At 64.0% G+C, this 18,182-nt stretch carries 17 protein-coding genes and 1 tRNA gene; all 18 read right to left on the minus strand.

Annotation, left to right across the window (positions count from 1 at the left end; genetic code table 11):
• Window positions 1-72: 72 nt before the first annotated feature.
• The 18 genes from EA798_RS20850 to EA798_RS00625 all read right to left on the minus strand — a co-directional run bounded on the left by EA798_RS20850 (window position 73) and on the right by EA798_RS00625 (window position 18,067).
• Window positions 73-420: a type VI secretion system contractile sheath small subunit gene (locus EA798_RS20850; protein WP_122097706.1), complete on the minus strand. Its 348-nt coding sequence runs from the start codon at window positions 418-420 to the stop codon at window positions 73-75.
• A 477-nt stretch (window positions 421-897) separates the two neighbouring features.
• Window positions 898-1,800 carry a D-hexose-6-phosphate mutarotase gene (locus EA798_RS00545; RefSeq protein ID WP_122097707.1) on the minus strand — a complete coding sequence of 301 codons (903 nt, stop codon included), beginning with the start codon at window positions 1,798-1,800 and terminating at the stop codon, window positions 898-900.
• Between the two features lie 110 nt (window positions 1,801-1,910).
• Complete coding sequence (locus EA798_RS00550; RefSeq protein ID WP_106157182.1) at window positions 1,911-2,600, minus strand: ABC transporter permease; 690 nt, start codon at window positions 2,598-2,600, stop codon at window positions 1,911-1,913.
• Window positions 2,597-3,292 (minus strand): ABC transporter permease, encoded by a 696-nt coding sequence (locus EA798_RS00555; RefSeq protein WP_003281309.1) that lies wholly within the window; start codon window positions 3,290-3,292, stop codon window positions 2,597-2,599. Before EA798_RS00555 ends, EA798_RS00550 begins: the two co-directional genes overlap by 4 nt.
• A 64-nt stretch (window positions 3,293-3,356) precedes the next feature.
• On the minus strand, window positions 3,357-4,112 hold the full coding sequence (locus tag EA798_RS00560) for an ABC transporter substrate-binding protein (RefSeq protein WP_015275161.1): 756 nt from the start codon (window positions 4,110-4,112) through the stop codon (window positions 3,357-3,359).
• A 15-nt stretch (window positions 4,113-4,127) separates the two neighbouring features.
• A complete protein-coding gene (locus tag EA798_RS00565; RefSeq protein WP_003281313.1) occupies window positions 4,128-4,901 on the minus strand; it encodes an ABC transporter ATP-binding protein in 774 nt (257 codons plus the stop codon).
• A 238-nt stretch (window positions 4,902-5,139) separates the two neighbouring features.
• Window positions 5,140-7,194: a BCCT family transporter gene (locus tag EA798_RS00570; protein ID WP_122097708.1), complete on the minus strand. Its 2,055-nt coding sequence runs from the start codon at window positions 7,192-7,194 to the stop codon at window positions 5,140-5,142.
• A 154-nt stretch (window positions 7,195-7,348) separates the two neighbouring features.
• Entirely contained in the window at window positions 7,349-8,092 is a 744-nt protein-coding gene (locus EA798_RS00575) for a substrate-binding periplasmic protein (RefSeq protein ID WP_122098161.1), read from the minus strand.
• A gap of 186 nt (window positions 8,093-8,278) precedes the next feature.
• Window positions 8,279-8,761 carry a thermonuclease family protein gene (locus EA798_RS00580; RefSeq protein ID WP_122097709.1) on the minus strand — a complete coding sequence of 161 codons (483 nt, stop codon included), beginning with the start codon at window positions 8,759-8,761 and terminating at the stop codon, window positions 8,279-8,281.
• Window positions 8,762-8,987: 226 nt separating this feature from the next.
• Window positions 8,988-9,063 (minus strand) — tRNA-Phe (locus tag EA798_RS00585).
• Between the two features lie 92 nt (window positions 9,064-9,155).
• Window positions 9,156-9,428: an oxidative damage protection protein gene (locus EA798_RS00590; protein WP_003280779.1), complete on the minus strand. Its 273-nt coding sequence runs from the start codon at window positions 9,426-9,428 to the stop codon at window positions 9,156-9,158.
• Window positions 9,425-10,492: an A/G-specific adenine glycosylase gene (gene mutY, locus EA798_RS00595; RefSeq protein ID WP_122097710.1), complete on the minus strand. Its 1,068-nt coding sequence runs from the start codon at window positions 10,490-10,492 to the stop codon at window positions 9,425-9,427. The genes EA798_RS00590 and mutY overlap by 4 nt, the downstream gene beginning before the upstream one ends.
• A complete protein-coding gene (locus EA798_RS00600; protein ID WP_122097711.1) occupies window positions 10,489-12,711 on the minus strand; it encodes an AsmA family protein in 2,223 nt (740 codons plus the stop codon). Before EA798_RS00600 ends, mutY begins: the two co-directional genes overlap by 4 nt.
• 192 nt (window positions 12,712-12,903) lie before the next feature.
• Window positions 12,904-13,302: an aspartate 1-decarboxylase autocleavage activator PanM gene (gene panM / locus EA798_RS00605; RefSeq protein WP_106158784.1), complete on the minus strand. Its 399-nt coding sequence runs from the start codon at window positions 13,300-13,302 to the stop codon at window positions 12,904-12,906.
• Window positions 13,303-13,391: 89 nt separating this feature from the next.
• Entirely contained in the window at window positions 13,392-14,174 is a 783-nt protein-coding gene (locus EA798_RS00610; protein ID WP_017244174.1) for an ABC transporter ATP-binding protein, read from the minus strand.
• Window positions 14,175-14,185: 11 nt separating this feature from the next.
• On the minus strand, window positions 14,186-15,055 hold the full coding sequence (gene ntrB, locus EA798_RS00615) for a nitrate ABC transporter permease (protein ID WP_122097712.1): 870 nt from the start codon (window positions 15,053-15,055) through the stop codon (window positions 14,186-14,188).
• Between the two features lie 26 nt (window positions 15,056-15,081).
• Entirely contained in the window at window positions 15,082-16,413 is a 1,332-nt protein-coding gene (locus EA798_RS00620) for a CmpA/NrtA family ABC transporter substrate-binding protein (RefSeq protein ID WP_122097713.1), read from the minus strand.
• A gap of 358 nt (window positions 16,414-16,771) precedes the next feature.
• Window positions 16,772-18,067: a nitrate regulatory protein gene (locus EA798_RS00625; protein ID WP_208643702.1), complete on the minus strand. Its 1,296-nt coding sequence runs from the start codon at window positions 18,065-18,067 to the stop codon at window positions 16,772-16,774.
• Between the last annotated feature and the right edge of the window lie 115 nt (window positions 18,068-18,182).

Consider the following 18,182-nt stretch of genomic DNA (forward strand, 5'->3'; position numbering starts at 1 on the left):
CTGGTTTAACGTCTCAGCAGCCGCATTGCTCTACTGCGTCATCTGTGGACGGATGTTTGCCCGAACGGGCGGTTAGCTGCCGGTATCCTCAAGCAGTCTTTGGATCGTCTCGCGAAAAGCTGAAATGTTTCCGTGGGGTCCTTTCAGAGCAATCAAGGCGTCGCGTAGCCCGATCAGCTTTTCCAACTCTGTGCTACTGGCGTCTTTGCTTTGCCAAAGGCTCGGCGCATCAACGGCCGGTTCTGAATTTTGCCGGGCGAGGCTCTGATCGGCACTTTGAGTAGCTGAGTGTTCCCCGACACGCAGGGAGCAACTGTCATCGTGCGCCTCGATTGACTCAATGTTACAGACGTATTTTTCTTCCGGCCCGTCAGAAAGTTCGCTGACTTGCTTGGAAGCGACCGATCCACTGTTGGTCATGACTTCGCTCCTTCCTGACTGCCAGGGAAATTGCTGTCATTGACCGGCTTTCTGGCAAGTTCCAGATAATGCTTGCTGAGTGCGCTGGCGTGCATTGGGTGTCTTCCGTGACGCTCAAGTTCGATCCATGAACTTTTGAAACAGCCGAATATTTAAGAGCGGCATGTTTCCGAGAAAGGAGGTGCGCAACTTCTTGCGCACCTTCCCCTGCGCAACAAATTGCACAGGGCCTTATGGGGTGGGCATCCTAGACGGGGGGTATGCCTCATTCAAGGCGAGAAGTGTGATCTCTGTTGCAGTGGGAAATATTAGCCGGCAAACGACGGAACTAATTCAAAAGTGCCGGGAAAGTTGCGTCTGCGATCTATTTAAACTTGTGCGAAATAAACCAGTTGCATGTAAGTCATCACTTACATGCAACTATCTACTCGATCACAGACAGATGATTGGTGCTGTTATAGCCGACGCGGCGGCTATTCAGTGCGCGGGGATTGCGGTGACTGACACGCCCAACAGGTGCTGCTGGCCTGGCTGCAAGACCACCACGTCGTCCAGTACGTTGGCTGTCTCGATGCAGGCCATGCGCTGCCAGGCGTCGTCGGCGAAGCTCGACAGGCGCTTGGCCTTGTCGATCCAGGGGTTCCACAGCACCGCGGAGCGCGAGCCGCGGGTGGTCAGCCGGATGCTGCGTTTCCATGCCGGGTCGATGAGCTTCAGGGTCGTCGGGAGCTGCAAGTAGATGCGGTCGGTTTCGCCGTTGAACGCCAGGTCGCCGTCCTGCTGCTGGCGCTGCTCCCAATCCAGCAGCGTATCGATGTAAGGGCAGCTGGCCAGGCCTTCGGCGCGGATCTGATGGATGTCGCTGACAGCGAAGTAGCTGTGCAGGGCCTGGCTGATGGTGACTGCCTCCGTACCGACGTTGCGGCTGCTGAGGCTGAGCTCCAGCTCGTCGGTCAGGCGGATCTGCAGCGTCAGTTCGACCCGGTGCGGCCAGCCCGGCAGTGCGCCGAGCGCCTGCGGGCAGTGGAACTCGAGAATCGCCGTATCGCCTTCGCCGCGCTGCTCCCGCAGTTGCCAGGGCAGGGCGCGTACCAGGCCGTGGAAGGGTGCGGGTTGCTCGCCGTGGTAGCTCGCCCGGACCTCTTGTGGGTTGCGCGCCAGATCGCCGAACCATGGCCAGCACACGGGTACGCCTCCCCGTACCGATTGGCCTTGTTCGAAGGCGGCCTCCTCGCTGAGCCAGATGATCGGCGGCGCATCGCCCTGGCGATAGCTGAGGATCTGCGCGCCCTGTTCGGCGATCAGCAGTTCGTCCTCACCGCGGCGTACTCGCCAGCAGGCGAGCTGGTTCATTTCGATGCGTTGGATATCGACAGGCATGGGGAATCTCGTAAGGGTTCGGGTTTGCGTCTGACCGCAGAGTGAGGGCGGGATTCAGCCGGAGCGGTCAAAGGGTGACTGCCTCCTTGCGCAAGGAGGCAGTGCGGGAATCAGCGTCCCTGGCAGGCGTCGACCCGCAGCCAGCGCTCCAGCAGTTTGAAGCCCTGCATCAGCACGAAGGCGATCAGCAGATAGATCAGGCCGGCGGTGAGGAACATTTCCTCGTGCAGGTAGGTGCGGGCGGCGATCTTGCGCGCCATGCCGGTCAATTCCAGCAGGGTGATGGTGCTGGCCAGCGCGCTGGCCTTGAGCATCAGGATCACTTCGTTGCTGTAGGCCGGCAGGCCGATGCGTGTGGCACGCGGCAGGATGATGTGCAGCAGTGCCTGGCTGCGCGACATGCCCAGCGCGCGGGCGGCTTCGATTTCGCCGTGAGGCACATTCTGGATCGCGCCGCGGATGATCTCGGCAATATAGGCCGCGGTGTGCAGCGTCATGGTGATGATGGCGCACCAGTACGGGTCACGCAGGTATGGCCAGAGCGCACTCTGGCGCACCACGTCGAACTGTGCCATGCCGTAGTAGACCAGGAACAGCTGGACCAGCAGCGGTGTGCCGCGGAAGAAGAAGATGTAGCCGTAGGGCAATGCACGCACCGCTAGGTGCCGGGAAGAACGAGCGATGCCCAGTGGCACGGCGACGATCAGACCGGCGATCACCGATACGCCGACCAGTTGCAGGGTCAGCCAGGCGCCGTCGATGAAGCTTGGCAGCCACTTGATGAAGATTTCCCAGGTCATGCTGCGCTCCGCACGAAGCCACGGCCGGCACGTTTTTCAAGGAAGTGCATGCCCACCATGGCGACGATGGTCAGGCACAGGTAGATGAAGGCTGCCACCAGGAAGAAGGTGAAGGGTTCCTTGCTGGCGGTCACCGCGATCTGCGAGCGACGCATGATTTCCTCAAGGCCGATCACCGAGACCAGCGCGGTGTCCTTCATCAGGATCATGAACAGGTTGCCGAGGCCAGGCAGGGCCAGGCGCCACATCTGCGGCAGGATCAGGCGGGTAAAGATGCGCCGTTTGCCCAGGCCCAGTGCCAGGCCGGCTTCACGGTGGCCTTTGGGAATGGCTAGCAGTGCGCCGCGGAACACTTCGGTGGCGTAGGCGCCAAAGCACAGACCCAGGGCAATGGTGCCGGCGGCGAACGGGCTGAGCGCGAGATTCTCGATGCCGAACAGCTCGCCGATGCCGCGAATCATGCTGATGGTGCCGAAATAGATCAGCAGCACCCAGAGCAGCTCGGGTACGCCGCGCACGATGGTCGAGTAGGTGCCGCCCAGCCAGCGCAGCGCGCTGTAGGGTGAGGTCTTGGCGAGTGCGCCGAGCAGGCCGAGCACCAGCCCCAGCGCCAGGGAGGCGAGGGCCAGCTGGATGGTCATCCAGGTGCCGGCGATCAAGGCCGGACCGAATCCGTGAAGGTCAGGAATCATAGGAACTCAAACACCGAAGCCCGATCGGCCAGCAGGCTGGCGATCGGGCTTCGGTTCGGTTGGATCAGTAAATGCTGAAAGGGAAGTACTTGTCGTTGATCTGCTTGTAGGTGCCGTCGGCGATGATTTCAGCTAGCGCCTTGTTCAGCCGCTCGCGCAGTTCATCGTTGCCCTTGCGCACGGCGATGGCGATCTTGTCGTCATCGAATACCGGCTCGCCCTTGAACTCGAAGTTCTTGCCGGCATCGCTCTTGAGCCATTCCCACTGCACGAAGGTGTCGGCCAGGATGCCGTCGACGCGACCTGAGGCCAGGTCCAGATAGGCGTTTTCCTGGGTGTCGTAGAGCTTGATGTCGACGACGCGATCCAGGTTGTCTTCCAGCCAGGTACCGGCGATGGTCGCGCGCTGCGCACCAATCACCTTGCCTTTCAGATAGCCTTCGTCAGTCTGAAACTCGACGTTCTTCGGCGCCACGAACTGCAGCTTGTTGGTGTAGTAATGGTCGGTGAAGTCGACGGCGTTCTTGCGTTCCTCGGTGACCGACATGGAGGCGGCGAGGAAGTCGAACTTGCCGGCGTTCAGCGCCGGGATGATGCCGTCCCAGTCGGAGGTAACCACCTCGCACTCGACCTTCATCTTGGCGCACAGCGCGTGGGAGATATCCAGGTCGAAGCCGACCACCTTGCCGCTGGCGTCGATCAGGTTGAAGGGTGGGTAGGCGCCTTCGGTACCAATCCGTAGTTTTTCCGCCGCGAATGCCTGGGTGCCGATGATCAGCGAGGCAGCAGCGGTCAGCAGGATCTTCTTATAGCTCTTCATGCGGTGTTGCTCCATTTAGCGATGGCTGGACATGAATTGTTTACAGCGCGCCGATTGAGGATTGTCAAATACCTGCTCGGGCGTTCCCTGCTCCTCGACCAGACCCTGGTGGAGGAACACCACTTCGCTGGATACCTGCTTGGCGAAATTCATTTCGTGGGTGACGAGCAGCATAGTCCGGCCTTCCTCGGCGAGCGACCGGATCACTGCAAGCACTTCTTGTACCATTTCCGGGTCCAGCGCCGAGGTGGGCTCGTCGAACAGGATCACCTTGGGCTGCATCGCCAGCGTGCGGGCGATCGCCGCGCGCTGCTGCTGGCCACCGGAAAGCTGATTGGGGTAGACGTGGCGCTTGTCGGCGATGCCGACCTTGGCCAGCAGGGCTTCGGCCACCTCGGTGGCTTCGGCCTTGCTCTGGCCCAGCACGCGGCGCGGCGCCTCGATGATGTTGTCGAGGATGGTCATGTGCGGCCAGAGGTTGAAGTTCTGGAACACGAAGCCCAGCTCGCTGCGAATCCGGTTGAGCTGCTTGCCGTCGGCGGCGACCAGGTCACCCTGCTTGTCGCGCTTTAGCTTGAGCTGCTCGCCGGCCACCAGGATCTCGCCCTCATGGGGGTTTTCCAGAAGGTTGATGCAGCGCAGGAAGGTGGACTTGCCGGAGCCTGAAGAGCCGAGGATGGAAATCACATCGCCGTCACGAGCGGTCAGCGAGATGCCTTTGAGAACTTCCAGATCGCCGTAGCGCTTGTGCAGGTTGCGGATTTCCAGTGCAGGGATGGCCTCGGCCATGAAGGGTCCTCTTTCAGACCGGCGATGGCCGCCAGGGTCCGGATATTCTGTTGGTGCGCTCCGCGCGAACTGCTCGCCATCCTGGCGAGGCGCAAACCTAGCATGCACCGCGGCATGCGCCAAGCGCCGATAAAGCGAGGCGCGCGGGCTGTGGGTTTCGAAAAGCTGCCATCTGTCGCCAACCACCGTTTTCGCTGGCGACTTCTTATCGTCTGCGCCGGCCGCCGTCGAGCGGCCCTTACTGCGGCGCAACCTTAGGCGGCTCCGATTCGTTACCAAGCATTTCGTCGTGTTCGTCCATCTTCCACGGCAGGCTGCCGGGCGAGATGTGCAGGAAGTGCAGGTACTTCTCGAACTGGTCGAGTATGTCGCTGATGATCTCCGCCTGGTCATAGCCATAGATGTCATAGGACTGCCCGCCACGGCGCAGGAATACCTCGGCGCGGTAGTAGTGCTCGTCGCCGTCCGGGCTCTGTGGCTGGGCGAAGGCCGGCATGGCATAGCTGATCAGGCGGATCTCGTAGACGAAGTCGAGCTGGTCGTCCTTGATCACCTCCAGATACAGGCGCGAATTGGCTTCGTCTATCTGCACTTCGGCCGGCCAGCCCTGCTCGGTCAGACCACGCTGCACGCGGCGCATGCCCTTGAGCACGGTACTGGCCATGAAACCTTCCACCTCCTCGCGGCTGGGAAAGGTGACCAGCCCGGCCAGGCGCTTCTTCCACACGCCCGGGCCGGCTGCTGCGCTCTGTCGGTTGGCGGTCTGCACGTGGGTCTGCAGGCTCAGCTGATGCCCCTCGATCACCAGCGCCCGCCACATGCCCAGGGCAATCAGCATCATCAGGATGCAGAACGGCAGGCCGGCGGCGATGGCCATGGTCTGCAGCGCGCTGAGGCCGCCGGCGAGCAGCAGCACGGAGGCCACCACGCCTTCGATCACCGCCCAGAACACGCGCTGCCAGGTCGGTGTATGGATGGCGCCGCCGGCGGCGATGGAGTCGATCACCAGCGAGCCGGAGTCCGAGGAGGTGACAAAGAAGGTGACGATCAGCAGCACCGCGAGGATCGAGGTCAGCGTGGTCCAGGGCAATAGCTCGAACAGCTTGAACAGCGCCACCGCGTGGTCGGCCTGCACATCCTGGATCAGCGTGTTGTACCCCTCGACCATGATCAGGTGCAGGGCCGTGTCGCCGAACACCGAGAACCAGAAGAAGGTGAACATGGTCGGCACGATCATCACGCCGAAGACGAACTGGCGGATGGTCCGACCACGGCTGATCTTGGCGATGAACAAGCCGACGAAGGGCGACCAGGAGATGGTCCAGCCGAAGATGAACAGTGTCCAGTTGCCGATCCAGTCGCTGCGGCTGTAGGCCTGCAGGTTGAAGGTACGCTCGACGATGTTGTTCAGGTAGCTGCCGGTGTTCTGCAGGAAGGTCTCCAGGATGAAGATGGTCGGGCCGACGGCGAGCACGAACAGCATCAGCACGGTCGCCAACACGATGTTGAGCAGCGACAGGTTCTTCACGCCCTTGTCGAGCCCGGCGACCACCGAGGCGATGGCCATGCAGGTGATGATGGCGATGGTGATCACCTGCACCGTGATGTCCACCGGTACGTCCCACAGATAGTTCAGGCCGGCATTGATCTGGGTGACCGACAGGCCGAGCGTGGTGGCGATGCCGAACAGCGTGCCGAGGATCACCAGCACGTCGACGAAATGGCCGATCGGCCCGTAAATGCGCTCGCCGATCAGCGGATACAGCGCCGAGCGCAGCGACAGCGGCAGGCCGTGGCGAAAGGCGAAATAGGCCAGCGCCAGGCCGACGATGCCGAAGATGCCCCAGATGTGAAAGCCCCAGTGGAAGAAGGCGATCTGCATGGCCTGCTTGGCGGCATCCACCGTCTCCGGCGCCCCGGCCGGCGGCGTCGAGTAGTGCAGCACCGGCTCGGCGACGCCAAAGAACAGCAGGGCGATGCCGTAGCCGGCGGAAAACAGCATGGCGAACCAGGCAGGGAAGCTGTACTGCGGCTCGGAGTGGTCCGGCCCGAGTTTGATGTTGCCCCACTTGGTCAGGGCGATGCCGACGATGAACACCAGGAAGAATGCCACCGACAGCATGTAGAACCAGCCGAAGGTGCGGGTGATGTAGGCCAGCACCGAGTCGAACAGCTCTCCGGCCAGTTCCGGATTGCTCGCCGTGCCGATCACCAGCAGCAGGGTGATCACGACGGCGGGAATGAACACGGGAAACAGGATGATGGCCTTGGGCAATTTCCTAGCGGCGTCCATGGGCGGTCAGCCTCCGTTTGCGCGGGTGATGAGCGGGATGTACGCGGCGAAACCTCCGGATTGCCCGAACGCTGCCTTTTGGGTAGACGGCCTGAAGCGCCGAATGATTCAGCGAAAAGATGCGATGGAAGGTAGATCCGGCCGGAAGTCGCCGCTAGAAGGCGGGCTGCAAACCGTGTCGGCGCAGGATGCGCGCGATGCTGCCGTCACCGATCAGTGCCTCCAGGGCGTCGTCGAAACGCTGGAAGCGTGTCTCGCTCACTGCTGCGCGGGAAAGCCCGATGGCGTAGGAAACGCTTTGCAGCTCGCCCGCTTCGTGGATATCCGCCAGCCGCTCCTGCTCGATCAGGTGCCAGGCCACGTCCTGGTTGACCACCGCCACGCCCTGCCCGCCAAAGCGTCCGGCCTGCAGCATGCGCATCAGGCGGCGGTTGTCCGACTCCAGAATCATCTGCACGTCGTCCACCTGGGCAAGATGTTCGCTCAATACGAACGAGGTACCGGACGGGCCGTACACCGCAACGGTGCGGCCAGCCAGGTCTTGTGCGCGATGAAACACGAAGCCGCTGGCGCCGCGTGCATACACGCCATAGCGCGAGGTGGCCAACATGCGGGTGAGGCGGAAGGCGCGTTCGCGCTCCGGCGAGCGGATCACGGTGAAAATGCCGTCCACCTCGCCCGCCTCGGCCAGAGCCAGCGCACGACGCCAGGGCATCAGCTGGATCGGGCAGTCGATACCCATCCGCGCGCAGACGGCTTCGACGATCTCGACGAAGGGCCCGGCGGCCCTGCTGTCGTCAGCCGTTCGCGTCGCTGCGTAGGTGAATGGCGGGAAGTCCTCGGTGACGAAGCGCAGCTGTTCGGCATGGCTGTCGCCGACTGTTAGGGCTAGCGCCATCCAGAGTGCAATTCGGCGTATGGCCATGGTCGAGGCTCCCGGCGCGGCGACAGCAGCAGGTGCGCTCCGTCCGTGAACTTCAGGCTAGCGCGTCGGGCGTCGCTGCGCGACCTTGGTGACGGCGTCGCGGGTCGAATGGATCGGGGTCAGTCTGCGGGCTGCGGCGGTTTGCGAGGTGCGGGTTGTCTAGCGCCTGGCGCTGCGCATCTCCTTGCGCCATTCCCATGGCGGTTGCTGCTCGGTCTTGTGCAACGCCCAGAGGCCCCGCTTGAACTCCCGGGCAACCGCCTCGAGATCGAGCAGGCTGCGGTCTTTCAGTTGCGCGCGATATGCCCAGGCAGTGCCGGTGCGGACCATCTCGGCGTTGATGTCTGTGTCCCCGGCCCTGACACGAGCCAGGGTTCGCCCCTGGTCGTCGCGACCCTGGACCGTGAGCTGGACGTTCTTGCCGAACACATAGCCGGAAAGCGCCTGACGGGCCTGGGCGCCATACGGCTGCTTGAGCTCCGGTGCATCGATCTCGGCCATCCGCACCCTGAGCCGATCGCCCTCGGCGGTACGGCAACTGAAGATGTTGCCATCGGCGATGCCGATCACCCGGCAGTCGGTTGTTTGCGCGGACGCGGGCAGGACGGTGAGCAGCAGGGCGACGAATACACAGCGCAGCATGAGAGCGATCGCTTCGGTTGGGGCGGGCGAGGGTAACAGGCTGCTCACCGGCCGAACCGGAGCCAGGTCTCAGATGGTTACGTCGGGCCCCTGGGGCGCAGCTGCTGGGCTAAATCCCGCTGGCTGTACCTGCCGATTCGGCTGAATTGCAGGCAACAAAAAACCCGCACGGGGCGGGCTTCTTGTGGGCTTTCGGGTGATGCTGACACCACCTGAAAACGAAAGGTGGTGCCCAGGGACGGAATCGAACCGCCGACACGGGGATTTTCAATCCCCTGCTCTACCGACTGAGCTACCTGGGCAACGGGGCGCTATTAGACGGATTTGGCTTTTGCCTGTCAAGCGCGACCTGGAAAATATTTAATCCGGACGGGCGCTTAGCGCAGTTGGGCGGTTATTCGCTGGGTGGCACGTAGCCTTCGGCCTTGGCGTAGTCCTCGCCGGAGAAGAACTTGTCCATCTCGCCCTGAAGGAACTTGCGGTCCTCGGCGTTCATCATGTTCAGCCGGCGCTCGTTGATCAGCATGGTCTGGTGCTTCTGCCAGTCGTCCCAGGCCTGCTTGGAGATGTTGTTGTAGATGTCCTCGCCTTTCTGGCCTGGAAACGGCGGGCGCTCCAGGCCGGGGAGTTCTTCGTTGTACTTGCGGCAGTTAACGGTGCGGGTCATGAGGTTTCTCCTGCATTCAATTCAGCGGCGGCGCGCTTGAGCAGTGTCTTTACTGGCGCGGCAAGGCCGAGGCGCGGCGGGGTGGCGAGGTTATACCAGAGCCAGTCCGCCTCGGCCACGGCGTCGGGCGCGGTCTTGACCCTGATCAGCCAGGGTTCGATGGCCAGCTGGAAATGGCTGAAGGTGTGGGTCAGGCCCGGCAGTTCGCGGCGCTCCTCGAGCTGCAGCGCATGCCGTTCGGCGAGTGGGTCGAGGGCGGCGAGGTCGTCCAGTTCCGGCAAGCTCCAGAGCCCGCCCCAGAGCCCGCTCGACGGGCGCCGGTAGAGCAGGATGGCCCCGTCGCGGTTGGCCAGCAGCGGCATCAGCGTGCGCTTCTGCGGCAGCGCCTTGCGTGGCTTGGGCACCGGGAAGTCGGTTTCGCGTCCGAGCAGGTGGGCGCGGCAGCCGTCCTTGAGCGGGCAGAGCAGGCAGCTCGGGCGGCTGCGGGTGCACAGCGTGGCACCGAGATCCATCATCGCCTGGGTGTAATGGTTGACCCGCTGCTGCGGGGTGAAGCGCTCGGCTACCTCCCACAGCTGGCGGGCCACTTTCGGCTCGCCGGGATAACCGTCCTGGGCGACGTAGCGGGCCAGCACGCGCTTGACGTTGCCGTCGAGGATCGGCGCGCGCAGGCCCAGGCTGATGCTGGCGATGGCGCCGGCCGTGGAGCGGCCAATGCCCGGAAGTTCGGCGAGCTTGTCGACGTCCGCAGGAAATATGCCGTCGTATTCGGCGACGATAACTTTCGCAGTCTTGTGCAGATTGCGTGCGCGACTGTAGTAACCGAGGCCGGTCCACAGGTGCAGGACTTCATCTTCCTCGGCCTTGGCGAGTGCCTCGACGCTGGGCAGCGCGTCCATGAAGCGGTCGAAGTAGCCGAGCACGGTGCTGACCTGGGTTTGCTGCAGCATGATTTCGGACACCCACACCCGGTACGGGGTGATGTCCTGCTGCCAGGGCAGGTCCTTGCGGCCGTGGCGGTCGAACCAGTCGAGGACCGCCGCGCCGAACTGCTCGGGGCTCATCGCTTGAACAGGCCCTTGAGGGCGTCCTTGAGCTCCGGGCTGACCTTGTCGCCGAGCTTCTCTTCGATCTTCTCGTTGAGTTTTTCGCCGGCCAGCCGCGCGGCGACCTTGCCCAGCGCATCATTGTCGAAGCGGCAGGCCTTGGCACCCAGTTCCAGTGGGCCGCGGCAGCGCAGCGGCCATTCGATGCCGACGTAGCGTTCGTTGACCTGACAGGCCGGGTCGGGCATGGCGCCCTTGTCGCCTTCGATGAGGATGCCGACGCGATAGTCCATGCCCAGCACGCGCAGGTCGACATCGCCGTTTCCGTTAACGGTCAGGCCAGGAATGCTGGCCTTGAGGTCGGGGTTGCTGGCCACACCGTTGCGCAGGGTCAGGTTGCCCTTGAGTTCGCGGAATGGCGTGTCCTTGCTGCGTGGGTCGCTGGCGAGCGGCTTGCGATTGAGCGTCGCGATGGCGCGGCACAGCTGCTGCTCGAGGTTGGCGTCGACCAGCACACCGTTGTCGATGATGAAGCCGACCTTGCCGTTGAGGTTGTCGATCCAGGCCTTCTCGCTGTTGCCCTGGGTGCGCAGGTCGGCGTCCAGGTTCAGCAGGCCCTTGACCACCACGTCCTCGCCCTGGCTTTCCAGCAGGCGTTCGATTGGTACGCCGTTCAGGCGGTTCTGCACGGTCAGCAGCGGTTGGGGCGGGCGTACGTCGAGACTGGCGGAGCCATCCACGCGACCGCCATACAGGCCGGCGCGCATTTCCTGCAGCGTCAGCAGGCCGTTGCGAGTGCGTGCCTTGAGGTTGAAGCCGTCCAGCGGGATTTTCATTGCAGTCAGGCTGCCGATGGCCAGGTTGACCTCGGTATCGAGCTTGCGCAGTTGCTCCAGCGGCAACAGGGTCGCATCGCTCCAGGCCTGCTGGGTCGGCGCGTTGGGCAGCGGGGTGCTGCCACTGCCGATCGCGCTGGCCTGGGTGCTCTTGATCTCGCTTTTGCGCGCTGCCTCGGCCGCCTGTTCCTTGCTCGGTGGCGCCAGGTAGCGGTCGAGGTTGAGACGATCGCCCTTGAGGTCGACGCGCAGCGCCTGGCGGGTGAAGTCGCTGATGGCTAGGCGGCCGGTGAAGGTGCTGTCGTCGAGTTTCAGGGTCAGCTCTTCCAGCGCGATGCTGTTCGGCGTGCCGCTCAGGCGGCTGACCAGCTCGGCCTTGCTCAGCGTAGTCCCATCGGCCATTGCCGGCAGTTTCTGGCCGGTGCCCTGGAGGAACTCGCGCAGGTTGAACTGCGCGACCGTCAACGCGCCGCTGATCTTCGCTTCCTTGTCGAGATCACGCGCCTTCAGCTCACCCAGCCCGCGCAGCTGGTTGGCGGTGAACTTGAGGCTGTTCCATTCGGCGATCTGCGCGGCGAGATCGACCAGCAGCTGGCCCTGGGCGCTGAAGGTCAGTGTCTGCCCTTGCAGCGGTTCGCCGGAAGCCTCGCCGGACAGGCGCATGTCTTCGAACTGGTAACGCTTGAGCTGGTTGTCGAAGCGCAGTGCACCCTGCAGCTCGGTACGCGCGCGCATCACCGGCTGGTTGCTGCCGAAGAACGCGTTGAGCTTCACCGGGATCGAGCTGCCCTCGCGGATCGCGCCGGTCGTGAGCTCGATGCTTTCGGCACTGTATTGCTGGCCGGTCTTGGCGTCGTGGTAGGTGACCCGCGCATCGCTGACGGTAAGACTGTCGATATCCAGCGTGAGCGGCTTGCGTGCAGGCGATGCCTCTTCGCGCTGTTCGGTTTGCGGCTCGGCAGCTTTCGGGGTTTCGCCAGCCTGTTCGCTGCGACCGGCCGGCTGGCCGACGCCTTCCCAGTTGCCGCGACCCTGTTCATCACGGCTGAGCGTCAGGTTCAGGCCGTTCACCTTGATATCGCTCATCTGCACTTCGCGGCTGAGCAGCGGCATCACCCGCACGGAGAGACCGAGCATGCGTAGATCGGCGAACGGTTGCGCGGGTGTCTGCGCACTGGCCAGGGTGGTCTCGTGCAGCTCCAGGCCGAGCCAGGGGAACAGGCTCCAGCCGATGTCGCCCTTGATGTCCAGTTCGACGCCGGCCTTGCTGCGTGCCAGGTCGCGGATCTCGTCCTTGTAGTCGTTGGGATCGAACAGGTGGGTCAGGGCGAAGCCTGCCGCCACCAGGATCAGCAACAGCCCGAGAAAGACCAGACCCAGGATTTTGCCGAGCGATTTCATGGACGAGTCCTTGTAGATGAGCGATCTGAAAGGTGCCGAGTATAGCCCCGTGCCTGCACTTGTCGGGAACGCGGTCGGCGTTGGAGTACCGTTGCGGGTGCGGGTTCCGCAGCTGGCCGCCGTACAGGGCAGGTGCGCCCTGTGGCAGTGATCAGGCCTGACGCGGCGAGCGCCGGGTAGCCAAGGAGTGGCTCAGAGCGGGTCCAGCGGCAGATGCGTACGCGCGGCCAGGGCGCTGGCTTCCAGATGACCGGCCGGAGCCGCCAGGCGCAACGGTTTGCCGGCTTCACTGGCCTGACGCTGGGTCTCCTCCAGCAGCCGGCGGCCGACGCCGCGCTTGCGGGTGAGCTTGCGTACGCACAGGTGTGACAGGCGCCACGCATCGTCGCCGCGCTGCAGCAGGGCGGCGCCGAGCAGGCGGTCATTGAAGCGCCCGGCGATCAGGCTGCCATCGGCCAGCGCCGCCGCGATCAGCGCTTCGGCGCTGGCATAGGGAGTCAGCAGCCATTCGGGGGCGTCGGCGTAGATTTTCGCCAGATCGGTTAGATCCTGCGGGCTGGGCTGGGTGACGGATTCGACGTAGACGGGCATGGCGACCTTGCGACGGCTGAGCAGAAGTGCCGGCAAGGATACGCCGAACCGCCGCCAGCGCACGAGACGCCGGCGGTGGGGGCACCCGCTCAGTGCAGGCGATGGCGCTCGTGGAGAAAGCTCAGCACTGCACGGCGGTAATGGTTGTACTCCGGGTCGTCGGCCAGGGCGATGCGGTCGCGCGGGCGCGGCAGTTTCACGTCGAGGATCTCGCCGATGGTCGCCGAGGGGCCGTTGGTCATCATCACGATGCGGTCGGAAAGCAGCACGGCTTCGTCGACATCGTGGGTGATCATCATCATGGTGTTGCCCAGGTCCTTCTGGATCTTCATCACCTCGTCCTGCAGGTGCGCGCGGGTCAGTGCATCGAGGGCGCCGAACGGTTCGTCGAGCAGCAGCACCTTGGGCTTCATCGCCAGCGCGCGGGCGATGCCGACGCGCTGCTTCATGCCGCCGGAGATTTCCTGCGGATACTTGTTCAGCGCGTGGCTCATGTTCACCAGTGCCAGGTTGTGCTCGATCCAGTCGCGTCGCTCGCGCTTGTTCATGCTGCGCTTGAACAGCTTGTTCACCGCCACTTCGACGTTCTCGTAGACGGTCAGCCAGGGCAGCAGCGAATGGTTCTGGAACACCATACTGCGGTCCGGGCCAGGGCCGCGGACTTCCTTGCCGTCGAGGATCACGCCGCCGAGGCTGGGGTCGAGCAGCCCGGCGACGATGTTCAGCACCGTCGACTTGCCGCAGCCGGAGTGGCCGATGATGGAGATGAACTCGCCCTTGGCGATGTTCAGGTTGATGTCCTTGAGCACCTGCGAGGCGAGGTTGCCGCGCACGAAACTCTTGTCCAGGTGTTCGATGGAGAGATAGCTCATGGCGTTGCTCCTCAGTTGGCCGGAATGCCGCGGGTGATGCGCTGGCCGACGAAGGCCACCAGGCGATCGAGCACGAAGCCGACCACGCCGATGTAGACGAGCGCGAGGATGATGTCGCTGATGCGCGAGGCGTTCCACGCATCCCAGATGAAGAAGCCGATACCGACGCCGCCGATGAGCATCTCCGCAGCGATGATCGCCAGCCACGACAGGCCGACGCCGATACGCAGGCCGGTGAAGATGTAGGGCGCGGCGGCCGGCAGCATGATGGTCTTGAAGTACTCGAAACCGTTGAGCTGTAGCACCTGGGCGACGTTGCGGTAGTCCTGCGGGATGTTGCGGATGCCCACCGCGGTATTGATGATGATCGGCCAGATCGCGGTGATGAAGATGACGAACAGCGCCGAGGGATGGCTGTCCTGAAAGCCCGCCAGCGACAGCGGCAGCCAGGCCAGTGGCGGCACGGTGCGCAGCACCTGGAAGATCGGATCGAGGCCGCGCATGGCCCAGTCCGACTGGCCGATCAGCACGCCGAGGCCGACCCCGGCGACCACCGCCAGCAGATAACCCACCGCCACCCGCTGCAGGCTCGCCAGCAGTTGCCAGGCCAGGCCCACGTCATTGCCGCCATTGTCGTAGAACGGATCGATGATCAGCTCCCAGGTTTCCGCGACCACCTGCGAGGGCGGCGGCAGCGCGGCATCGGCACCGGAGCAGAGCATCTCCCAGATCACCCCGAGCACCAGCAGGATCACCAGCGGCGGCACCAGCTGCTGTACCGCGTAGCGGCCGCTACGCTGCATCAGGGCAGCGGCTCTGGATGGGCGGACAATGGACACCGGCTCGGTGCTGGCGGGCTGCAGTTTGACGTTGGCATTCATGGGCTTTTCCTCGCGGGTTGCGGTTATCAGGCCATGGCCTTGATGGTCAGGCTGTCCAGGTAGGCTTGCGGGTTCTCGGGGTCGAACACCTTGCCGTCGAAGAACTTCTCCACGCCGCGGGAGGTGGAGGTCGGGATCAGCTCGGCGGGCAGGTTCAGCTCGCCGGCGGCGGCGCGCCAGATGTCTTCGCGGTTGACCTTGGCGATCAACGCCTGGCTGTCGAAGTCTGTTGGCAGGTAGCCCCAGCGCTTGTTCTCGGTGAGGAACCAGAGGTCGTGGCTCTGGAACGGATAGGACGCGTGGTCGTCCCAGTAGCGCATCTGCTCGGGATGGTTCTCGATGACCTTGCCGGTGCCGTAGGCGAAGTTGCCCTTCATGCGGTCGACGATGTCCTTGTAGGGCGCGCCGATCCACTTGCGCTGCGAGCAGATCTTCGCCACTTCTTCCTTGTTCTCGGCCTTCTCGCAGAACTGCTGGGCTTCCATGATCGCCATGGTCAGCGCCTTGGCCGCGTTGGGGTTGGCCGCCACGTAGTCGCTGCGCAGGGCGAAGGCCTTCTCCGGGTGGTTGTGCCACAGCTCGCCGGTGGTGTTGGCGGTGTAGCCGATCTTCTGGTTGATCAGCTGCGCGTTCCAAGGCTCGCAGACGCAGAAGGTGTCCATGCTGCCGACCTTCATGTTGGCGACCATCTGCGCCGGCGGCACGACGATGGTGTTGATGTCGGCATTCGGGTCGATGCCACCGGCCGCCAGCCAGTAGCGCATCCACAGGTCATGGGTGCCGCCGGGAAAGGTCATTGCTGCGCTGACTTTCTTGCCGCTGGCCTTCTTCGCTTCCAGTGCGGCTTTGAACGGTGTGCTGTCGAGGCCGATCTTCAGGTCGCGATATTCCTCGCCGACCGAAATGCACTGGCCGGCCAGGTTCAGCCGCGCGAGGATCGACATGGCCACCGGCTGGTTGTTCGGCGTGACGATGCCGGCGCTGATCAGGTAGGGCATCGGCGTGAGGATGTGTGCGCCATCGATGCCGTTCTTCGCCGAACCGAGCACCAGGTTGTCGCGGGTGGTGCCCCAGGACGACTGCTTGAGTACTTCGACTTCGGTCATTCCGTACTTGGCAAAAAAGCCCTTCTCGGCGGCGACGAACAACGGTGCGGCGTCGGTCAGGGCGATAAAGCCGAGCTTGGCCTTGCTGGTTTCCACGTCACCGCCCGCCGCCCAGGCGGCCGAACGCATTCCCAGGGACATGCCGCCGAACAGGGCGACGCCGCTGGCGGCGATGATCGAATGCTTGAGAAAGCTGCGGCGCGAGGCCAGCGTTACGCTGCTGGGCTGGTCGTTGTTCGGCTTGTCGGTCATGGTCGGGTTTTCCTTTGGGCGAAAAAAAACGGCGCCACACCGCCCGGCTGGAGCCGGAGAGCGTGGACACCGTTGTCCTGATGAGGAGTTGTGAAAGCCGAAGGATCCGGCCTTGCCTGAGCTTTGCGAAAGCTGTGCCAGAACTGCTCCGGCGGCGCGGAACGAGTGCTGCCGCGGCATCGAATTGCCGGGAGGTTTCCAGCAAATCAAGCACTTGCGGCGCCGCCGCAGACAGCGCGCCACCAGCTCCGTAATTGGCTTGCTCGAGATGAATTGCGCTAGGAGACCCTGCAGGGCTGGCGGCGCATGCACAGCCGCGGGGCAGGCGGGCTGTGCTGATGGTGCGGCGTGCCTGTTTTCAGTGCCTGGAGCGCTGGCCCAGGGTGCGGGCCGGGGCGCGCTCGGCGGGCTGTGCCAGTGCCAGCAGGCGCTGGGCGACCTCCTCCAGCCGCAGGCCCTGATTCATTGCCGCCTGACGCAGCCAGCTGTAAGCCTCGCCTTCGGAGAAGCCCTGCTGGCGCATCAGCTGCTGCTTGGCCCGCTCGACCTGTTTGCGCTCGTCCAGCGCCTGACGCGCCTCGCGCAATTCTTCATTGAGGCCCTGCAGGCGTACGCTCTGGGTGAGCAGCAGCTCAAGGGTCGAGCGCGCCACCATCGCGGTCATGCCGTCCGGCGGTGGCGCGTCCAGATCGCTGGCCTGCACACTGAACAGCTTGGCCTGCTCGGCGGCGGCGTGCATGTCGGCGATGCCGTCTAGCAGCTTGCGATGGCTCTGCAGGTCCTTGCGGATACGCTCGATGCTGTACCGGCACTGTTGCAACAGGTCCTGCTCCAGGCGCGTCTCGACCTGTTTCATTGCGTCGATGCGGTGCGTGTGCAGCTCGAACCAGAGCTCGCACAGCTGCGGTTCGACCGCCGCGCCGGGGCTGGTGCGGCGGGCGATGTCACGCAGGCGGCAGGCGTTGATGTTCGTCTCGCTGGCGCACAGCGCTTGCCATAGCGCCTGCGCTGCCGGGCTGGCGAAGCGGCTGAAGGTGGCGAAGCAGCGCTCCTGGCCTTCGAGCAGATGCTCCAGGCGCTCCAGCATGTCCGCGCGGAAATAGCCGCTGGCGAAGCCGACCACACCGAGCGCGCGCTCCTGGCCGGCCAGTTCCTTGCCCTGCATGAAATTGAACAGCGCCACCAGGCAGCGGGTGATGTGCGGATCGGCGGCGGTGTCGGCCGCCTCGAACACCACTGCCAGCAGCCCGCCGATCAGCCGCACCAGTGTCGCCGTGGCGTCCTGCATGCTGATGGCGTGCTCGCGGATGCGCCGGCGCAGCGCCGGCAGCTCGTCGAGGCTGTGCAGGGCATAGGCGATGCGGGTGAACAGGCGGGTCTTGTCCGCAGTGCTGACGGCATCCAGATCGATGCGATCCAGATCCAGGCGCACCTCGCGCTCCAGCGCCTCGGCTTCCAGGCTGAGCACGTCCAGCTGCTGGCGCTGATGGGCGGCGTTGCCGCTGAGGTAGATGTTCGAGTAGCCGCGCTCTTTCTGCAGCGCGTGCACCAGCTGGCTGATGCGGGTGACCAGTTCGCAGGTGCGCGCCAGGTCCTCCAGGCCGAGCAGTTCGCTGCGCCGGGACGCCAGCATGAAGCGCAGGGTCGCAGGCATTTTCCGTCCGTGCATGGGCGGCACCTCCGCGGGTTGACGTGCAGGTTCCTGCAAGATGCAGTCCAGTAAGCCCGGCGCGTATCCGTGCTGCGGCGTTTGCGCCTATAATGTGCCC

This window comes from Pseudomonas songnenensis, assembly GCF_003696315.1.
In the GTDB taxonomy this organism is placed as follows: domain Bacteria; phylum Pseudomonadota; class Gammaproteobacteria; order Pseudomonadales; family Pseudomonadaceae; genus Stutzerimonas; species Stutzerimonas songnenensis.